General features: G+C 44.4%; 12 protein-coding genes and 1 pseudogene. 4 read left to right on the top strand and 9 right to left on the bottom strand.

Annotated elements, in window-relative coordinates; translation table 11 throughout:
- Nucleotides 1-96: 96 nt before the first annotated feature.
- The 3 genes and pseudogenes from CDG77_RS11340 (at nucleotide 97) to CDG77_RS36430 (ending at nucleotide 1,386) form a co-directional block, all read left to right on the top strand.
- Nucleotides 97-315: a hypothetical protein gene (locus CDG77_RS11340; RefSeq protein WP_223269784.1), complete on the top strand. Its 219-nt coding sequence runs from the start codon at nucleotides 97-99 to the stop codon at nucleotides 313-315.
- Nucleotides 316-583: 268 nt separating this feature from the next.
- Nucleotides 584-1,121, top strand: a pseudogene (locus CDG77_RS11335) (transposase).
- On the top strand, nucleotides 1,108-1,386 hold the full coding sequence (locus tag CDG77_RS36430) for a hypothetical protein (protein WP_094329478.1): 279 nt from the start codon (nucleotides 1,108-1,110) through the stop codon (nucleotides 1,384-1,386). Before CDG77_RS11335 ends, CDG77_RS36430 begins: the two are co-directional and overlap by 14 nt.
- A gap of 122 nt (nucleotides 1,387-1,508) precedes the next feature.
- On the opposite strand, the gene asnB is transcribed toward CDG77_RS36430, so the two are convergent.
- The 8 genes from asnB to CDG77_RS11290 form a co-directional block, all read right to left on the bottom strand.
- Nucleotides 1,509-3,452 carry an asparagine synthase (glutamine-hydrolyzing) gene (gene asnB / locus CDG77_RS11325; RefSeq protein WP_094329477.1) on the bottom strand — a complete coding sequence of 648 codons (1,944 nt, stop codon included), beginning with the start codon at nucleotides 3,450-3,452 and terminating at the stop codon, nucleotides 1,509-1,511.
- A 71-nt stretch (nucleotides 3,453-3,523) separates the two neighbouring features.
- On the bottom strand, nucleotides 3,524-4,918 hold the full coding sequence (locus CDG77_RS11320) for a cytochrome P450 (protein ID WP_094329476.1): 1,395 nt from the start codon (nucleotides 4,916-4,918) through the stop codon (nucleotides 3,524-3,526).
- A 233-nt stretch (nucleotides 4,919-5,151) separates the two neighbouring features.
- A complete protein-coding gene (gene fabD / locus CDG77_RS11315; protein WP_094329475.1) occupies nucleotides 5,152-6,354 on the bottom strand; it encodes an ACP S-malonyltransferase in 1,203 nt (400 codons plus the stop codon).
- Nucleotides 6,355-6,391: 37 nt separating this feature from the next.
- On the bottom strand, nucleotides 6,392-7,180 hold the full coding sequence (locus tag CDG77_RS11310; protein ID WP_094329474.1) for an enoyl-CoA hydratase/isomerase: 789 nt from the start codon (nucleotides 7,178-7,180) through the stop codon (nucleotides 6,392-6,394).
- A complete protein-coding gene (locus CDG77_RS11305) occupies nucleotides 7,168-8,430 on the bottom strand; it encodes a hydroxymethylglutaryl-CoA synthase family protein (RefSeq protein WP_094329473.1) in 1,263 nt (420 codons plus the stop codon). Before CDG77_RS11305 ends, CDG77_RS11310 begins: the two co-directional genes overlap by 13 nt.
- 13 nt (nucleotides 8,431-8,443) lie before the next feature.
- Nucleotides 8,444-9,679, bottom strand: coding sequence for a beta-ketoacyl synthase N-terminal-like domain-containing protein (locus tag CDG77_RS11300; RefSeq protein WP_094329472.1), 1,236 nt, complete (start codon nucleotides 9,677-9,679; stop codon nucleotides 8,444-8,446).
- Nucleotides 9,657-9,917 (bottom strand): acyl carrier protein, encoded by a 261-nt coding sequence (locus tag CDG77_RS11295; protein ID WP_094329479.1) that lies wholly within the window; start codon nucleotides 9,915-9,917, stop codon nucleotides 9,657-9,659. The genes CDG77_RS11300 and CDG77_RS11295 overlap by 23 nt, the downstream gene beginning before the upstream one ends.
- 28 nt (nucleotides 9,918-9,945) lie before the next feature.
- Nucleotides 9,946-10,791 carry an SAM-dependent methyltransferase gene (locus tag CDG77_RS11290; protein ID WP_223269783.1) on the bottom strand — a complete coding sequence of 282 codons (846 nt, stop codon included), beginning with the start codon at nucleotides 10,789-10,791 and terminating at the stop codon, nucleotides 9,946-9,948.
- Between the two features lie 121 nt (nucleotides 10,792-10,912).
- Between CDG77_RS11290 and CDG77_RS11285 the strand changes: the two genes are divergently transcribed.
- On the top strand, nucleotides 10,913-12,337 hold the full coding sequence (locus tag CDG77_RS11285; RefSeq protein ID WP_094329470.1) for an MATE family efflux transporter: 1,425 nt from the start codon (nucleotides 10,913-10,915) through the stop codon (nucleotides 12,335-12,337).
- Nucleotides 12,338-12,347: 10 nt separating this feature from the next.
- Here CDG77_RS11285 and CDG77_RS38840 read toward each other — a convergent pair whose 3' ends face one another.
- Nucleotides 12,348-18,968, bottom strand: a complete 6,621-nt coding sequence (locus CDG77_RS38840) for a type I polyketide synthase (RefSeq protein ID WP_094329469.1) — start codon at nucleotides 18,966-18,968, stop codon at nucleotides 12,348-12,350.
- Nucleotide 18,969 lies beyond the last annotated feature (1 nt).

The following is an 18,969-nucleotide window of genomic DNA, read 5'->3' as shown; positions in this document are numbered from 1 at the left end:
TCAAAGTCTTATTTTATCGTACAGAGTAACTAATTTAAGATGATTGCATTTACGGGCTACAGCCTAGCCACACAAAGGCTTTAACTGTTTTCGGAGATGTCTAATGGTGTGGGAATAACTCCTGTTTCAGCTAATTTAGTTCCTCCTTCGGTTTCTTTTTTTGATGCCACTGAGCCAAGTCCTGTTACGGCAGAACCAGTAGGGTCAAATATTTTGGAAGAAGATTCTGAAGATGATAGTTTCTTTAATGATGATGAGGATGACCCAATTGCTAAGGCAGAAATAGAAGTTGATGCAGGATTTCGTCTGGAGTGAGGGGATTATGAGGATATGGGTGGTTAGGTGTTGGGGAACACCCGTAACATCAATTCTACATCTATGTGCATGATGTGTAACTGTGGCTGCATACAGCGCTTCCGGCTATTATGCAATATAGTTTTTTCCTTGCCCCTCTCCTATCATCGCTTTCAGCTTTTAGAATGTACCTCATAGCTGCCGGAAGTGCTGTATCCCTCTTCTGTCACTTTCCGAGTATTCTGAATAAAAGGATTAAAAGAAAAAACTCTGGAAGATAAGCAGGGCAATGGATGTAGAATTACAAATCCTGAAACATTTGGCAAGAGATGCCCACCCAACAGTTGCCATTATAGATGAATATTGTGCAGAGTATAAAGACCTGTTTAAGGAAGTAAGAAATTATGAGTGCTTCAAATATTTACATCTGGGAATAATGTCACCAATTAAAAGAAAATCGTTACCAGAGATAGCGAAAGCCGTAAGTATAAATTCTGCACAGTCATTACATCATTTTTTAGCTAATTCAGATTGGTCAGTAGAGGAATTAAAACAACGAAGATTAAATAAACTCAAAAAAGCATTAGATGGCAATGCGATTACAGTAGTAATAGATGAAAGTTGATTTTTCTAATCATAAACTATGGAACCATGAGGTCGGATGGAAGAATACTTTAAATAATCTCCGTCTAATTCTCCAACCACTCTTACTATTTTGGTTGATTTATCCTTGGCTAGATATTTTTCCTAATTCCGATTTATTCCTGGGATTCAATCATTTAATTAGTGCAATGAATCAATTTAAACCCTCTTATGCTTCTGGATAGTTTAGTTTATTTACTACTTGCTTATTCCGGAAAGGGACAGAAGAGGGGTATAGTAATTGATGCTGTAGTTTTAACAGACCCAAAATTTGTCAGGGTCTGGTTACATTTAGAAGAATTATTGTGCTTTACGATGGCGTACCTGCCCGTCGGAGGCGATCGCACTCTCGCAAAACGAGTATTTGACCACAAAACCAGTCTGGCTATAGGTTCGGCAAGCTTAACCTTTAATTTTCGGCAATCTTTGACTTTAACTCTTATCAAATAATCGCTTCTTGTATCTAATTTTCAGTTCCGCAAAGGCTTGCTCAATTACATATTCTGGTAATCCCTTAACAGTCAAGCTATCTCAGCAGAGGTGAGGAGACAAACCCTGGTTTTACCTTTTATTTATCCTGTAAGTTTAAACCGTTCTTGTAAAATACAAGCACTCACCATTCCTGTCAGAGTAAAAGTTAGTTGATTGCGTTTACTGTCATCCATTTGGGGCAGTCGATCTAGGAGTGCAATAACTGCTTTTTGGTCGTAGAAAGGTAGTGATTTCATCACCTCGCCTCGCAGAGTATCCTGGAGTAGTTCTTGCAACGGCTGATTGCTTTGCAGAGCAGAAGGTGGAGGAGAATACGAGTGCTTTTTACGATGATAAATCGTGTCTGTCAAGAAAGGGCGTGCCGCTTCTCGCAGCACATATTTTTCGGTCGTACCACGGATTTTGAGTGAAACAGGAAAGTCGCGCACTAGCTCAACCACATGATGGTCAAGAAATGGCAGACGCCCCTCAATCGAATGTGCCATTTCTACACCATCGCCCAGCATTCTCAAAACGTAGTTTGGCAAAACCGTTTTAGACCACAAATAAAGGGATTGATTGACGGGTTCCCGCCCAGTTAGTTGACCCTGTACATCTAAGCGATTTAAGAAAATCCGAAAGGCGTCGCGTTCTGCCACAAAAGCAGCAAATGCAGGCGTATAAAAAGGGCAAAGTTTCATAATGCCAGCTTTCATAAGGTCAGCTGAAACGTTTTTGAGCCAGGTTGGTACAAAACCTAAAGTCTGCTGCACGCTGTTTAAAGGCATCTCTGATGCATCAGTTTCTAATAAAAGCGCAGAAACTGGATTGTTCAATTGCAATTGAGCTAATAGCTGCTGTACAATCTGCTCATCTTGTCCTTCTGTGTTGTAGAGCAACATATCCTCACGCATAGCAACATATCCTCCGAAGATTTCGTCAGAACCTTCACCCGTGAGTACAACTTTGTAACCCATATCTCGAGTCGCTTTGCTCAATAAATATTTGCCAGCCGTGGAGATACTGTTGGTAAGCCTCTCACCGTAATAAACAGCATCGGCAAAATGGCTGACAAGATCGGATTGGTTGACCGGAAGGATATGAAGATTTGCCCCGGCGTGTTCAACTGTCTCGCGAGCGAAAGCTTGTTCGTCATCAAGGGGTCGATCGAAGGCGATAGTAAACGCCTGTATCGGGTGAGAGGTATGTCTAGCTGCCATTCCCAGCACAGTAGACGAATCGAGTCCACCGCTGAGATAGCAGCCAACTGGTACATCAGCTTGCAAGCGGAGTCGAATCGCTTCGTCCAATGTGTGGCGAAGTTTTTCAATGTATTCGCCTTCACTATATTGAGTAAGAGGCTCGTTCATACGGGGATAATTAAAATCCCAGTAGCGCATCAGTTGCCAGCCAGAATCCGAAGCCAGCAGAAAATGACCAGGGGGAACCTCATAAATGTCTTGAAATAAAGTCCGATCTGCTTCTAATACAGCGCTGTTGTATTGGAAAAAAGACTCCGGGTTCCAACGAGCAGGCACACCTGCTGCAAATAAAGCCTTGACTTCGGATGCTAAATAGAGAGTACCACCATTTACTGTATAATAAAGTGGCTTAATGCCAAAGCGATCGCGAGCCGCAAATAGTACTTGATTGCGTTCATCCCATAGCACAAATGCAAATTCGCCTCGCAAACGCTGTAAGCATTGTGTACCGAACTCGTCGTAAAGATGAAGGGCAATTTCACTGTCAGAGCGGGTACGAAGCTTATATCCCCATTGTTTCAAGTCAGCCTGTATCTGTTCAAAGTCATAAAACTCCCCATTAACGACAATATGCAGGTTCTCCTCTTCATTAGCAATCGGCTGTTCGCCGGTTGTCAGATCGATAATGCTGAGTCGGGCATGACCCAATCCAACTCGTTGATTGGGAGAAATCCAATAGTTTTGTCCGTCTGGTCCCCGATGGTGTAAGCTTTGGGTTGCCCGTTTCAATGCCTCTTGGGAAATTGGTTCCTGTTTTGATAAAAATGCAACAATTCCACACATCAGTCTCAATTTAGCTTAATTTATTGGGTTCCGAACGAGTAGCACCGATCTACTGAATTGAATTTCCTCACTCAGTTTAATTGCATCGGATGTACTGGCGATCTTTTTCGTTGATAACTGATGCGCGTGGGTGATGGTCGAGGCGCACCGCCGAGTACGCTGATCGTCTTTGGGTTGGGTGTGAGTAGGGTCAAATCATAGTTGCGTAGCAACTTGGCGAGGATGATGGCCATCTCACTTTTCGCAAAGTTCATCCCTGGACATTTACGCCCACCTCCGCCAAACCCCATAATAGCATACTGGTCTTTGCCTTCGCTCCGTTCTTTGCTAAAGCGATCGGGGTCAAAAAGAGGTGGATTGCTAAACTTGCTTTCTAGATAATGGGAACTTCCGGCGGCTATAACCACACGCCAGCCTGCGGGAATTTGATAATCCCCGACTTGAACCTCCTGTTCAGTGACCCGCAGCAGCATATCTGCGGAAGGTTTCAGCCTTACTGTCTCATCAATCACTTGGAAGGTTAGTGGCAAGCTTCTAAAGCTCATGGCATCGATGCTGTCATTTAGAACCTCAACTTCAGTTTGTAAACGTGCCAAAATGTTCGGATGTTGGAGGGTGAGGAGAACACACCAGGCGGCTTGCCGTGCGGTGGTATCATTTCCGGCAAATATCAGACCTAGCCATAGGTCTGCCGCCTTCTGGTCGTCGAGGTAGGTTCCATCGTCCAAAGGAGTATTGAGTAACAAAGATATAACATCGTCGTAGGCCTCAGGAGCTTGACGACGTTGTTGACAAAGGCGACCTAGAATGCTTCGGATCTTTGCCCTAGCGCGATCGCGACGTTTATATCTAGGCAGTGGCCAGTCAGGGGGTAAAATGATGCTCACGGACTTGGCAATATCCGAATATGCTTCCCAGAATTCCGAACCTAATTCATCTCGGAAATTTGCTCCAGCAAAGGCGTGCCCAGCAATAGACCGCGTTACTAGGCGCATCTCGTCCATAATATCCATCTCGCCCGACTCCCCTAAACGATCGAGCCAGACATCAACTTCGTAGTTCATGGCATTTAAGTAGCCCAAGTTACGTTCTCTGCCGAAGATGATTGGTAGAAAAATGCGCTGCTTTTTGTACTGCTCCTTTGAGGCGGTAAGGAATACTTCACCGATCGTATATTTCAGGATTTCATAGCCCTTGGCGATATTTAAGCTTTTGTCAGTTTCGTTGTAAAACCATTGATGGTATTCACTGCCAGTAACCACCACTATCGGTTTGGGTATATTAACAGTAAATACATTACCTAACTCCTGATAGCCCTTGTAAAACAGAGCGCCTTTATCGTGCATAAATTCTGGAAGATGCCCAATAATCGGCCACCCCCCTTTGAGTACAGGTGGGAGTTGCATCGGATCTCCTGATTTCAAAGAGGAAGGATTTTCAAGGCTATCTGATAGATTATATTTCATTTAATTCACTCCCCAAGATTGACCTATGTGAAAGTAAGTGCGGTACTGCTATATTTAGACTCAACCAGAATAAATCTGACTCTATCATTGTTCAGAGCGGTGATTTGATCAAATGATAGAATGATAGGTGGATGGCTTCGAGACACTGCGTGATTTTACACGATCTGTTTGAGTCAAACAATAGCCGTGTCTGTTTTGTCTTTGGTGTAAGCAGTCTCCTTTTTGAGCGACTATCATCGCTCGGCGGGTGATGATATTTCGTCCAAAGCAAAATAGCCGTTGTAATTCTGCATATAAACGGCTGCTCGATGTCTAAAGAGAATGACAGCGGGAGTGCAGGTCGTCAATTCCATGTCATATCCAGGAATGCGTACTTTTGTACCAACTGGGTACAAGCGATTCCAGCGATCGACTTTTTTTCGTGCCTCAGCTGCTAGTTTCTCTTTATCCACAGTCAACTGGGTATTAAATTGGCTGGAACGTTCAATATCAGTGCGATCGCCCTTCATAGAGAACTGACTTGCCAAGGAGGGATCGACTTGACGATCGCGTTGAATATTAGAATTTTTTGGAGTATTGTCTGGCTGCGCTTGATATTCTCGTCTGATACTTGGGATTAACTTGGTTAAGATTCTACCGACACCTAGTTCCTCAAACTGCATTTCGTCTTGGGACAGCAGATAACCGATGCTTTCAGACCAGCGCACAGGAGATGTAATCTGCTCTGCTAACTGGGACGCAATCTCTTCTTGTCGATAGGGTCGTGCATTGACGTTGCATACCACAGGAATCGTCAGTTTTGAAAAAGAAAAGTTTTCCAGATACCGTGCAAACTCTTCTCTTGCAGAAACCATATAGGGAGAGTGAAACGCGCCACTTGTGTTGAGAGAAACGTAAACCGCTCCCTCATCTACTAGGACTTGCTTGGATTTCTCGATATCTGCTTTGGCACCTGATACAATGGTTTGATGTGGCGAATTGTAGTTTGCAATATAAACTGCTGACAGTCCATGAGAGTCTAGCATTGTCCGAATATCGGCTGCGGCAGGGCCAATTACAGCTGCCATCGCACCATTGGGTGTACGGCTCATGAGTTCTCCGCGCTTTGCCACTAGGCGAATACCATCTTCAAAAGAAAAGGCTCCTGAACTGTGAAGTGCGTTGTATTCACCCAGACTGTGACCGGCTAAGAAATTAGGTAACTTTCCAGATTCGGCTAGACGCAGTTTGTAGGACAGCGCATTAACGACAAAAAGCGCCGGTTGAGTGAATTGTGTCCGATCGAGCTGGTTGTTTGGATCTTCTGTACACAATGTAACTATTGAATACCCAAGAATGTCACTGGCAATTTCCGTTTCCTCTGGAAATATTGCGAACAGTTGTTTTCCCATTCCTCTTGTTTGTGAACCCTGCCCAGGGAAAAGATAAGTAATCATTATGAATTAAGTTGCGATTCAGTATGTAAGTTCCGCACTATGGCTCCCAAGGAAATTTTCCTTCGTTAACGTATCTCCGAATCTTGTCGAGATTCTCTTGAGAGGAGAACAACTGCTCGTTTGTCGAAACTGCCAACGATTGCGATCGCATCAGCATATCGTTTAGCTGGTGCATATATTTTTTATACTCGGATACGGCTGAATTCGACAGTCGGCTGAGACGAATCAGATGCTTACGTAACAGAGATTCGCTGTCTTCAGAATAGGCATCCACTAAACCACTAGCGGATGCGTCCTGGACTGAAATCGGCATGGTCGTCAACGTCATGTAATGAGATTTTTGCACACCCACTTTGCGAATTAGAAATGGTAACACACAGGCGGGAAACAGACCAAACATGAGTTCGGAGAGCGCGAAAGTTGCTGATTCATCCGCCAGTACGATATCGCAGGCGGCAACAAATCCGACTCCACCAGCCCGCACCCTACCTCGCACATGGGCAATTGTGACAAATGAAGCGATCGCCAGCTGCATCCATAAATGGTACAAGCGTTCAGCATTGACCCTCCCAGCCGCATCATTCTGTTCAGCGATTTTGCGAAAGTCTGCACCAGTACAGAAAACATCCGGTAGTCCTTCAATGACAACGACACAAACCGCTTGTGATTTCTCTCTAGTTCTATTCTCACAAATGGCAAGGACATCTGTAAGTTCGGTTACAAGACGGTTGGTAATCGCATTCTCGGAATCTGACTGACACAGCTGAATGCGACAAATTGATCCCTGAAACCGGACGTTGATAGTTTGATACGTTAGCTCACCCATTCATACTCACGATGGAATTCTCGAATCTCGCGTAAAGTCAACAATGGTTTATCTTTCCAGGCCGATCGCATACCCGTAAGCATTGTGGGGTCTAAAGTCACATTTCTCGTTCCGAACCGGACACTGCGATTGCCCTGGAAAAGGTCTTCGTATTCCTCAATGGAAATCTGATAGCGTCGGTCTAGCATCGCCGCGATCTCAAACTGACGCTGCCACTGCTGTCCATTTGCTGTCACCACACCACTGTAGAACTCGGAGCAACAGCCAGAACCGTAGGAAAAGCAACCTAGTCGCTTTGGTGTCGTGAAATCACCATTGTCGATCGTACTTGACAAAGATAACATCACTGTTCCGCCCATAATATTGCCCACCCGTTGGCAATAACGAAGTCCTAGTGCAACTCGCTGATTAAAGTCAAGTTCAATATCGTTTAACTTTACCTTAGTGAATTTACGCATCATCATCCGGTGTGCCCCTTTGACCATGCCACCAAAAGGCGTGTGGAATGTTAAGTACCCAAAGGTGTCTTGATAGTCTACGCCTGAAACTCGCTTCTGATACTCAATAAACGCCTTCTCACAGCAGTCGAGATACGACATCAAAGACAGATCGGCATCTCCCGATTCACTGTCTGGCACGGGACGGCAGGTATCCATGACTTCGTAGCCGTAATAGCCGTTTGCACCTACATCGACTTGAAACACCTTTGGATCGTCACTAACGAGAATGGCTACTGCCCCTGCACCTGAACTTGGCTCAAAATAAGACCAGTCGTTGGTAAGTGCCTCACCCCCTGGGGTGACAACGAATCGGGAAATATCGGTGGCTACAACCAACGCCTTAGCACCCGGTGATGTTTGCGAGAGGATGAAATTAAGGGCCATTTGTAGTCCGGCAGTCGCTGCATAGCACGCTTGCTTCAACTCAAATAAGCGACAGCATCGATTTAAACCCAGGTATTGATGAATGTAGGCGCTAATGGATTTACCGAAATCAATCCCTGATTCTGAGCAGGTAATGAGCAATTCTATTTGTCCTTTTTCCTCTTCTGAGAGGGAGTCGATTAAAGGTTTGGCAGCGTTGACACCAAAAGTGATGGGATCTTCAAACGGGAGGGCAACTGCTTTTTCCTTCATTAATAAATTTTCAAACCGCCGCATATCTAGCTGTCGATGACGAGCCAGATCCATCACATCAAGGACGACACTACCGCCAAAAGCATTCATGCTTTCGATTCCAACTGATATCATGATTGTTCCTCGTTTAACATCGTCCGAGACATAATGCCGTATTGATTCCGCCAAATCCCATACTCAGGGCGATCGCATATTCGATCTGATGTGTAACAGATTTTTCCCGAACCCAGTTAAAAGTTGAGTCGATTGGACTTTCTAAGTTTCGCGATGGATGAAGCATTCCAGCACGCATTTGTAGAACTGTTGTCACCACCTCAACAGCTCCTGCGGCGCTCAGTCCGTGACCGATTAGTGACTTGGTTGTATTGATATATGCGTGGGACAGACCTGCCTCGCGAATGGCTGAAATTTCAGTTTCGTCCCCAGCGATGGAACCGCTACCGTGGGGATTGATATAGTCGATCGCTGGCGGCGACAATCCAGAACGAGCCAATGATTCCCAGATGACAGACAGTTCACCTGACTTGGATGGATTGGGGTTGCGGTTTCCGTCCATCCTGGTCGCCCACCCCAAAACTTTGGCATAGGGCGAAACGCCAGAACGAGTCGCTGTATCCTCTTTTTCAATCACCACCACGCCACAGGACTCGCCAAAAATAAATCCGTCGCGATCGCGATCGAAAGGGCGACTGGCTAATGATGGCTCATTAGCATAACGATTTGACCCCATAGCCCCCATAGCTCGCAGTCCTCGACACTCCCAATGGGACAGATCCATCAAAGCTCCCATAGCGATGCACACGTCAACTCTACCACTTGCAACAGCTTCGCTCGCCTCAATGATTGCCAACTGACCGCTAGCCGACGCGCCCCCTATAGTATGCGCGAATCCTTTCACAGGAAAATATTGGGTACAGAGTCCACAAATATCACTGTCAAGAAATGTCGTGCCATAACTCGGTCTGAGAAAATGAGTCCGATCTGCATACTTTTCCTGAATCAGCACCAATTCACGCTGCTGGAAATTCGAGCCACCAACAATTAGACCGATGCGGCAAGGATCGACATCATCAAGTCGGGCATCCCGCCATGCTTCATCCAGGGTAGAAACTCCGACTTGAGCCGACCATGAGGCTGTCCGTAAATCTTTCTCGGCAATCCCATCAGGAATCACAAGATTGTCAATTTCGCAACCCAACAGACGCAGATTGGCATCAACGATCTTTCGCCCAGGTCGATTGAGTTCAGCAAAAGCTGATTTCCCAGCAAGTATCGCCTCTAAAAAATTAACTTTTCCTTGCGCGATCGCAGTGGTGACTCCAACTCCTGTAATAAGTATTTTAGGTAAACTGATGTTTCTCATACAGCAGATTGGTAAACTCGCCTATACTCTTGGCTTTTGCAAGCTCAATTAGGGGGATTTTTAGCGACAGCGATTCCAGCGTCATCATGACAATATCGGCTCGATCCATTGAGTTGGCTCCTAAGTCAGCGAGTCGATCCGTCTCAACAATGGAATGGCTCTCCAGTTCTGGAATAACTTCACAAGTGTGTTGGACAATGATGTTAAAGATACTATCCCTTGTAATCTCTGTTGTCATCTCGATTCTCATTTAATTGAACCAGTATTTATGCTCTCCTTTTTGCCTTTACCAGCATATACCCAAGATTCTCACACATATCCTCAAACATTCCGACCCAACGGCCGATCGCTTGACTCTCAACGTATTGCAGAATTTCGGTCTCATACTGTTTGAACGCGACTTTAACCTTTGGAACCAGAGGAGGAATCACAAATTCGGTTACGTCATCAATTTCGATCAAGTCAAACCCAGCTTCATCCAACAGTCCTGGATAATCTTCCTTTGGAATAAAGACCGAATGAATTTTTTCTTTGGCAAACGTCTTAAATTCTTCGGTAATGTTTGACCGTGTTGGCAAGTCAGCGATTAGTAATGTGGCCCCTGGCTTCAAGATTCGATAAGCTTCTTGTAGGGCTTCGCGGTGTCCCATGTGAAAAATGGTTTCAAAAAACCAGCCTCCGTCATAGGTTGCATCGTCGCAGGGCATTTCCAACGCATTGCCCTGGATGAAGCGGACTCGATCGGACATACCAGCTTCTTCAGCTAGCTGCTTCGCCTTGTCGTATTGGTACTTGCTGATGGTAATTGCATCAACGAAACATTCTTTCGCTTTTGCAATCCGCATAGCTGGCACACCAACACCGCATCCCAGATCGCAGAAGCGTTCTCCTTGAGATATCTCCGACTTGCCGATCATAATCTGAGTCAGGCGATCGGCTGCCTCAGCAAGACTGGCGTCAGGATTCTTTTCGTCCCAATAGCCCCAATGAAACTGCCCGTCAAAGATGAGATGCCCTCCTTGACCTCCGGGCGCATTATACATTTCTGCTACCTTTTCTGGTATCGGACTGCTTATAGTTGCCCCATTTTCCTCAATATCAGACTTACTCACTGAGTCCCCCATAACCTATAAACAGGATTTAGATTCTATGAACCTAATTTTGCTAAAAGCATTATAGGTTATAAGCAGGTAGGTAAAAGAATTTAAACCAATTCACAATTCGCAATTGTTTATGGAGCAAATAACCTCAACAGAATTTAAGTCAGATTTTCTAACTGAAGCACGAGTTAGTCTAGGATTGGCTGTACCCTTAGCAGTTGCTCAACTAGCTGAATTTACTATACCTGTAATCAATTCGGTAATGATGGGTTTACTTGGCACTCAAAATTTAGCGGCGGGTGCTTTGGGTGTAGTTATTTTTCTGACTCTGGCATCTATTTGCATTGGTATTCTCAGAGCAGCAGGGGCGCTTGCTGCCGAGGCTTTTGGAGCAAACAATCTCGATAGGGTCAGCCGGATTAATTGTCAAGGACTGTGGCTGGCAGTTGCCCTATCTTTACCCGCAATGCTTCTCTTATGGAACTGTGATTCTATACTGCCCTTACTAGGTCAAGAAGAAAGCAATATTTTATTGACAAAAAGCTATTTACATGTTTTGGTTTGGGGATTACCTGCCATGCTGGGTTTTTTATATTTAAAACAAATTGCTGCTGCAATCAATTTTCCCCAATTTGGCATGGTAATTATAGTTGTCTCTTTACTGCTGAATATACCTGTCAATTACGTACTGATGTTTGGCTTTTTAGGTTTCCCTGCCCTTGGTTTAGCTGGAATAAGCTGGGGAACTATGCTCGTTTATTGGGTAAGTTTCCTAGCCTCAGTTATGCTGATTTATTTTCATCCTAACAGTAGAGACTACAAGCTTTTTCGCTATTTGGATGAGTTCGATCGAGAGATATTTGGTAAAATTTTTCAGATCGGATGGCCGACGGGAATTCAATTAGCAATTGAAATGGGGCTGTTCACCATCACGGCAATGCTAATGGGAAGGTTGGGAACCTCCAGTTTAGCAGCCCATGAAATTGCTCTCCAGGCATCAAGTATCTTTTCAGCAATTACAATGGCAATTTCTTACGCGGTTACGGCGAGAGTAGGGCAGATGATGGGAGAGAAGAACCCTAAGGGAGTAATCAGGGCAACCTTTGTTAATCTTAGTTTAAGCGTACTGTTGGCGTTCGTTGTAGCGATAGGTTTTGAACTGTTTTCCCAACCCATTGCCACCCTTTATTTGGACATTAATAATCCTGATAATGCCGTAGCAATTACTCAGGCAATAAATTTCCTAAAATTAGTTGCAGTCTACCAAGTTTTTTCCAGTATTCAAGGAATTGCGGTTGGGGCTTTGTTAGGATTGCAAGATACCCGCGTACCTATGATAATTAACACATTGTCTTTCTGGGGTGTTGGGCTGGGTGGAGGTTATCTAATGGGAATAATTTTAGGATGGGGAGGAACTGGTTTATGGTACGGTTTAATTATGGCTCCGGCAATTTCCAGCCTAATTTTAGTAGGGCGGTTTTATCTAAGAGCGAAAAAATTTGAGGGAGATTTAACTGGAGTCCCCGATCAGACCCCAGTTTCAACCTTGTCTACTTAGGCAAAGTATCCTAGAGATAGCAACCAAGGTAGTATGCAATTTCGGCAACTTGGTTTGGCTCTCGCATCAGGGTAAAATGATCTCCATTAATGATGTGTACACTCAGTTCGCCTTTAATTAGCGTGTCCCATATAACTCTGTCTCCACCATTACTTACTGTATGCGAGGCTTGTGCGACTGACTCACTTGCTACAAGTGATAAAACTGCCCCGTTATATGGCTGCGGGTGATACTGGGTTAAGGCCAGCATATTTACTTGAAAAACCCGCCATAAGCGCTGTAATTGCTCCAAAGACAACTCAGATGGGAAAAGTTGATGATGTTGGGTAAGTTTGAATACTTGCTCTAAAGAAACTAGTTTTCCTTCTAGTGACTCTAGAACTGAGTGCAAGCTTTGTCTCGACTGCCCAGCTAAATCTTTTATGAACTCCACAAGGAGTTGATCCTTGCCTGGTATGTCTTCAGCAGTCGGGATATGGCTATCAATCAGAACTAACAATGCAACTGTCTCTCCTCGATGAATAAGCTGTTGTGCTATTTCGTAAGAAATTATACCTCCCATCGACCAGCCTATAAGGTGATAAGGCCCCTGAGGTTGCACCGTCAAGATTTCCTCAAGGTAGTGACTGGCCATTGCCTCAATGGTGTTCAAAGTCAGCTGCTGTTCTATTAAGCCTAATGATTGCAGTCCATAGATAGGATGTTCCTGCCCTAACTGTTGGGAGAGTGCTGCATAGCACAGTACGTTCCCACCTACCGGATGAACACAGAATAGAGGAACTTGTTCTCCTTTAAGCTGAATGGGTATTAATACTGAATTAATCGCATTAGACATCTTTGAAAAAGAATCTGAAGCTTTTATCTGGTCTTGGCGAAAACCTAATTTCTGGAGATGTCTATTAATAGTAGAATGATTACTGGCTTTGAGCAGTTGGGATAGTTGGGCAATAGTGGGCTTCTGGAGCAGGGTAGCCGAGGGTAACTCTACCTGAAATATGTTCTTTATTTGAGCCATGACCCTCACTGCTACAAGGGAATCTCCTCCTAACATAAAGAAATCATCGTGGATTCCCACCTGCTCAAACCCAAGAATATCCTCCCAGATACCAGCAATAATCTGCTCAAGCTTGTTTCTCGGAACAATATAAGCCTGAGTTATTGGTGGTCGTTGGTGTACCTGTTTGGGTAGATCCTCCTTCGATGATTCTTCTAAAAAACTAAGTAGTGTAGAGACTTGGTTTTGCTCAATCCGAGAATGTAAATCTCGTGTGGATACAATAACTTGAGGCAGTGTATTACACAAAAGACGACGAAAAACATCTACGCCCTCTGCGGGTAATAGCCCTAACTTATGGTCTTTGTGAAGTATATTTGTAGTTGCGATCGCTTGTTCGTACAGACCAGAATCAGCAGGTTGACTAATTTTTGGGAAAATATGATCTGAGCGGACTCCGTTGAACACTTCAGATGCTATCTTTTTCAGTGCCTCTTTATCCTGTAACGATACAACGAGCTTGCCGATGTGCTTCGCTTGTGCCATATACTCAAAAGCGATCGCCACTTCTGAAATTGGGAATACTTGATGAGGAAGGGGACTAAAATTCCCATTTTTGAAGTGTTGCACCACTTCCAGGAATATGGAACTAAAGTTAGGGATATTCGGCTCCAAATCTATGGTAAAGAAGGATAAGCTTTTCTCAGAAAGCCGTAAACCCACCTGGCTGTTCTCATCGATATTTTGCTTGCCAAGTTCCAGAAAACGTCCGTAAGGTGCTAAAATTGACAAGCTTTTGGGTATGAATTCTCCCCCTAAAGAGTTCAAAACGACATCAATACCCTTGCCGTTAGTGTATTGCATCACTTCATCGGCAAAAGCCAAAGACCTTGAATCCATCACATATTCAATTCCCAGAGAATGCAGAAACGCCCGTTTTTCTGGACTGCCAGCTGTGACAAAGATTTCTGCACCGATCATCTGGGCAATTTGGATCGCAGCCATGCCCACACCTCCGGCGGCGGCATGGATGAGAACACTTTCCCCTTTGCAAAGCCTGCCCAATTTATTCAGCGCATAGTAGGCTGTCATAAACGAAATCGGAATTGTTGCTGCCTCTTCTAAACTCAGATGATTTGGTTTGGGTGCGACATAGGAGGCGGAAGTTGTTGTAAATGCACTAAAGCAGGAAGAAGAAAAAGCAATGACTTCATCTCCTATCTGATAACCCTCGACACTTTCTCCCAGCGCCACAATCTTTCCTGCACATTCCAAACCGAAGTTTAAAGGAGTATTAGATTGAACTGGAAGCATCCCCAGCGCTAAAAGCACTTCCTTGTAGTTGAGTCCGGCAGCATATATCTCTATTTCTACCTCACCTGCACCTGGTTTCTGGCGTTTGGCAGTTTGAAATCTCAAGGTTTCTAAAATACCAGGAGAGGATATTTCCAAACAAAAATTCTGGCTTTGGGAAGCGGAAAAGGTTTTTTCCCTTTCATCGATTCGAGCGGGTGTTAAGGGAAGATCCAAGGTTCCGATTCGTTGTTTTGCTGCCGCTGCGGCCATCCCGACTTCTTGCCAGCCATCCCAGTTAATACTTACTGTGAATGTTCCATTTTCTGAGGTTTTATGATGAGCGAAGGCATCAAGAAAGGCATTGGCTGCACAATAGTCTACCTGTCCAAAGTCATTTAGAATTGAACTGAGTGATGAACAAAGAATAAAGAAATCTAGCTGAACATCCTTGAAGAGAGCATCAAGTACGAGGGTTCCCCTGATTTTAGGAACAAGAACTTTTTGTGCTATTTCTGGCGTTTTTAGCTGAATCACTCCTCCCCCAGGAACACCTGCTGAGTGGATTACACCATTAATTTGACCAAATAGCTCTAATGCTTGAGCTATGGCGTTTTGCATTTGTTCCAGGTTGGTAACATCTGCATTGACAATCAAAACCTTAGTACCCAGTTTCTCTATTGCTTGCAATTTTTGGATCTTGTAACTTGTATCATCTTGAGCGTCATGACTAGCTAGCCATTGTTCCCAGTGAGTTTGAGCCGGAAAATCAGAACGCCCTGTCAGGATCAATTTAACCTTAACTGTTAGCGCCAAATATTCCGCCAGTGCCAGTCCTATACCTCCAAGCCCACCTGTAATCAGATAGACTCCGCCTTCCTTTAACCTTTGTATTCCCCCATCTGAGTTCTCTAATCTGACTGACTCGAAAGTTTGTACCCAACGATGTTGTTTACGGTAGGCAATAATTTGTTGGTCAGATTTAACCTTTAATTCTGCTTGCAGCTGTCCGATCAGTTGCTTCTCTTGCCAGGTTTCTGATTGCGGAATAACTACGTCAACACTACGACAACTTAAGTAAGGGTATTCTTTAGGAATAGTTCTGATCGGGCCGATTAAAGTGGCTTGCTCAGGACGTAGTTTCTCTTCTGCGGTTACGTCCTGCATATTATTTGATATAACTATCAATTGAAAGCGATCGGTAACATTTTGTTTACCAAATGCCTGAGCAAGAAATAGCAAACTGTAAAATCCTAAATCTAAAGCTTGGTCAATTCCTACCAATTCTGATGCGGCGTGATTTTTTTCGGCTAGACTCCATAAATGAACGATGGTTTTAGGGATATCTCCCAATTCTGCCAACAAAGTTTCGTAGTCCTTGGATTGTCGAGGATTGAGGGTATATGAGCCTTGATTCTCTTTTTTAAACGACTCTCCTATCTTGACAAGAATCACTTTTTGAGATTCGTTTTGCAGTTCTTTTACCAGTTGAGAACCCAAGTTGCACTCATTGATAAACAGCAGAACGCTGCCCTGTAAATGCTCTGGTTGACTAACAGAAAGCGGAGACCTTTTCCAGGATGGGACATAAAACCAATCAGCGATATCCGGTTTTTTACTTGGTGTTGCTTGAAACTCAAGAACATTTTTTCTTGGCGGTTCAATCCAATAACGTTGGCGTTCAAAGGGATAAGTAGGTAAGGGAAGACGATAATGCTGCTCTTGCTTATAGAATCCAAACCAATCCACCTTTGCCCCAGCAAGCCAGAGTTGCCCCAGTGTGGTGAATAAAAAAGCTATATCCGATTGTTCCTCTTGGGGATGACGGACTGAAGTTAACACCGTTTGTGCAGCTGGTTTGTCTGGATGCCTTTTAGCTAATGTAGTTAGCGTCCGTCCTGGCCCCACCTCTAACAGGATTTGCTCAGGTGTTGCCAACAACTTCTCTACACCTTGGGCAAATAGCACTGTGGAACGCAGATGTTGAGCGTAATAGTCAGGATTTGTGGCTTGTGTAGCGGTAATCCAAGTACCAGTAACGTTGGATATATAAGGAATGTTGGGAGGATTTAAGGTAACTTGTTTTACCCGATGTGCAAATGCCTCCAAGATCGGTTCCATCATTTGGGAGTGGAAGGCATGGTTCGTATGCAGACGGCGGCATTCAATGCCTTGTGTAGTCAGTTGATTTTCTAGGGCATCTACTGCTGTTGTGGAACCGGAAACTACGCACTGGAACGGTTGGTTAATTGCTGCTAAGGAAAGTTCTTGTCCTAACAGAGACTTTACTCTGTCTTCGGGCAGGGGAATAGCGAGCATTGCCCCATTGGGAAGTTGCTGCATCATTTGCCCCCGTGTTGCTACCAGAGATAAGGCAGCTTCTAAGGAAAAAACTTCGGCGATACAAGCGGCGACATATTCGCCAATACTGTGACCGATCGCAGCCACAGGATTTACTCCATAAGACTGCCATAATTTAGTTAAGGCATATTCAATCACAAAAATAGCTGGTTGAGCGATCGCTGTTTGCTGAAGTTGCTTTGATGCGCGATCGCTATTTTCCTCATCAGGGTAGATTAGATGACGCAGATCGAGTCCTAATTGAGGCAAGAGAATTTCTGAGCATAAATCAACTTGTTCTCGAAATATTGCCTCGGTTTGGTAAATTTCCCGCGTCATATTCACATACTGAGAACCCTGTCCGGGAAACATGAAGACAACAGACCGATCTACAACTTCAGTGCAGTTGCTAAAAACTTGTTTTGGTTCTAAATTACTTAAAACTTTGACGGCTTCTCCTAAGTTCTGACAAACTACCATCCTGCGGTGGTTAAAAACCCAGCGACCAATGCTGAGAGTATAAGCGACATCAGCTAAATTAAGTTCGGGATGCTGTTTTAAATGGGCGACTAGATTAGATGTTGCCCGATCGAGTGCGATCGCAGTTTTAGCTGAAAGTACCAACAGTTGATAATTTCTCCCCTGCTCCCTGCCCCCTGCTCCCTGCCCAAAAACAGGTGCTTCCTCAAGAATTACATGAGCATTAGTACCCCCAATTCCAAAAGAACTAACCCCAGCCCGACGAGGAATGTTATTTGTTTTCCATTCACTAAGAGTTGTATTGACGTAGAAAGGACTATTAGCGAAATCAATTTTGGGATTGGGTGTCGAGAAGTTCAAACTAGGAGGCAGCAATTTGTGTTGTAGCGCCATTACACTTTTAATCAGACCTGTCACACCTGCTGCTGCATTCAAATGTCCGACATTTGTTTTCACCGAACCAATCGCACAGAAGCCTTTTTTATCAGTACTCTGAGCAAAAGCTTGCGTTAAAGCGGCGATTTCAATCGGATCTCCTAGAGGCGTGCCAGTTCCGTGGGCTTCGATATAGGAAATTGTCTCGGCATCTACTCCAGCAACAGCTTGAGCCTCGGCAATCACTGCCGCTTGACCATTGATGCTGGGAGCAGTGTAACCCACTTTGAGGGCACCATCGTTATTGATCGCCGAGCCTTTAATGATTGCCTGGATGCAATCTCCATCAGCTAGAGCTTCGTTTAACCTTTTTAAGACAACAATTCCGACACCGCTACCGCCAATAGTTCCCTGTGCATTGGCATCAAAAGCACGGCAGTGTCCATCGGGGGATAGAATCATTCCCTCTTGATACAAATAACCCGTGTTTTCCAGAAAGCTGAGAGAAACTCCACCAGCCAAAGCCATGTCACATTCCCCATTGAGCAAACTTTGGCAAGCAAAGTGAACAGCAGCTAAGGAAGTAGAACAGGCTGTTTGCACATTCACCGCCGGCCCTGTCAAATTGAGTTTATAAGCCACCCGCATCGGCAAAAAATCTTTGTCGCTGGAGATTAGTAGTTGTAAAGGATCGACTGTCTCTAAAAGTTCGCGGTTTGGAGTTAGATTGTTGAGCAAATAACTATTCAGACCCAGACCCGCATAAACACCGATCAAACCCTTGTAAATTTGGGGATTGTAACCAGCCTGTTCTAAAGCTGTCCATGCCGATTCTAAAAACAGGCGCTGTTGCGGATCGACGATCTCAGCTTCTTTAGCACTATAACCAAAGAAATTCGCATCAAATAACTCCATGTTTGACAGAACAGCATTAGCTTTTACATAGTTGGGGTTACTCAGCCAATCTGGATCGATGCCAGCCTTTAACAATTCCTCGTCTGTAAACCAAGTGATAGATTCTACCCCAAGAGATAGATTCTGCCAAAATTCATCAATATCTTTGGCTCCTGGAAACTGACCCACCATTGCAATAACGGCGATTTCATAATTATTTAACTCTTCGTTGTTATTGACATTATCCATTGCCATA

This window comes from Nostoc sp. 'Peltigera membranacea cyanobiont' 213 (assembly GCF_002245975.1).
Taxonomy (GTDB): domain Bacteria; phylum Cyanobacteriota; class Cyanobacteriia; order Cyanobacteriales; family Nostocaceae; genus Nostoc.
The sequence above is the reverse complement of the archived record's forward strand: the minus strand, read 5'-3'. Positions and strand labels throughout refer to the sequence as shown.

What these genes read in the sequence shown, in the direction of transcription:
- CDG77_RS11340 (WP_223269784.1), top strand. Translation starts at nt 97, where the DNA reads ATGTCTAATGGTGTGGGAATAACTCCTGTTTCAGCTAATTTAGTTCCT.
- CDG77_RS36430 (WP_094329478.1), top strand. Translation starts at nt 1,108, where the DNA reads ATGCTTCTGGATAGTTTAGTTTATTTACTACTTGCTTATTCCGGAAAG.
- asnB (WP_094329477.1), bottom strand. Translation starts at nt 3,452, where the DNA reads ATGTGTGGAATTGTTGCATTTTTATCAAAACAGGAACCAATTTCCCAA.
- CDG77_RS11320 (WP_094329476.1), bottom strand. Translation starts at nt 4,918, where the DNA reads ATGAAATATAATCTATCAGATAGCCTTGAAAATCCTTCCTCTTTGAAA.
- fabD (WP_094329475.1), bottom strand. Translation starts at nt 6,354, where the DNA reads ATGATTACTTATCTTTTCCCTGGGCAGGGTTCACAAACAAGAGGAATG.
- CDG77_RS11310 (WP_094329474.1), bottom strand. Translation starts at nt 7,180, where the DNA reads ATGGGTGAGCTAACGTATCAAACTATCAACGTCCGGTTTCAGGGATCA.
- CDG77_RS11305 (WP_094329473.1), bottom strand. Translation starts at nt 8,430, where the DNA reads ATGATATCAGTTGGAATCGAAAGCATGAATGCTTTTGGCGGTAGTGTC.
- CDG77_RS11300 (WP_094329472.1), bottom strand. Translation starts at nt 9,679, where the DNA reads ATGAGAAACATCAGTTTACCTAAAATACTTATTACAGGAGTTGGAGTC.
- CDG77_RS11295 (WP_094329479.1), bottom strand. Translation starts at nt 9,917, where the DNA reads ATGACAACAGAGATTACAAGGGATAGTATCTTTAACATCATTGTCCAA.
- CDG77_RS11285 (WP_094329470.1), top strand. Translation starts at nt 10,913, where the DNA reads ATGGAGCAAATAACCTCAACAGAATTTAAGTCAGATTTTCTAACTGAA.
- CDG77_RS38840 (WP_094329469.1), bottom strand. Translation starts at nt 18,968, where the DNA reads ATGGCAATGGATAATGTCAATAACAACGAAGAGTTAAATAATTATGAA.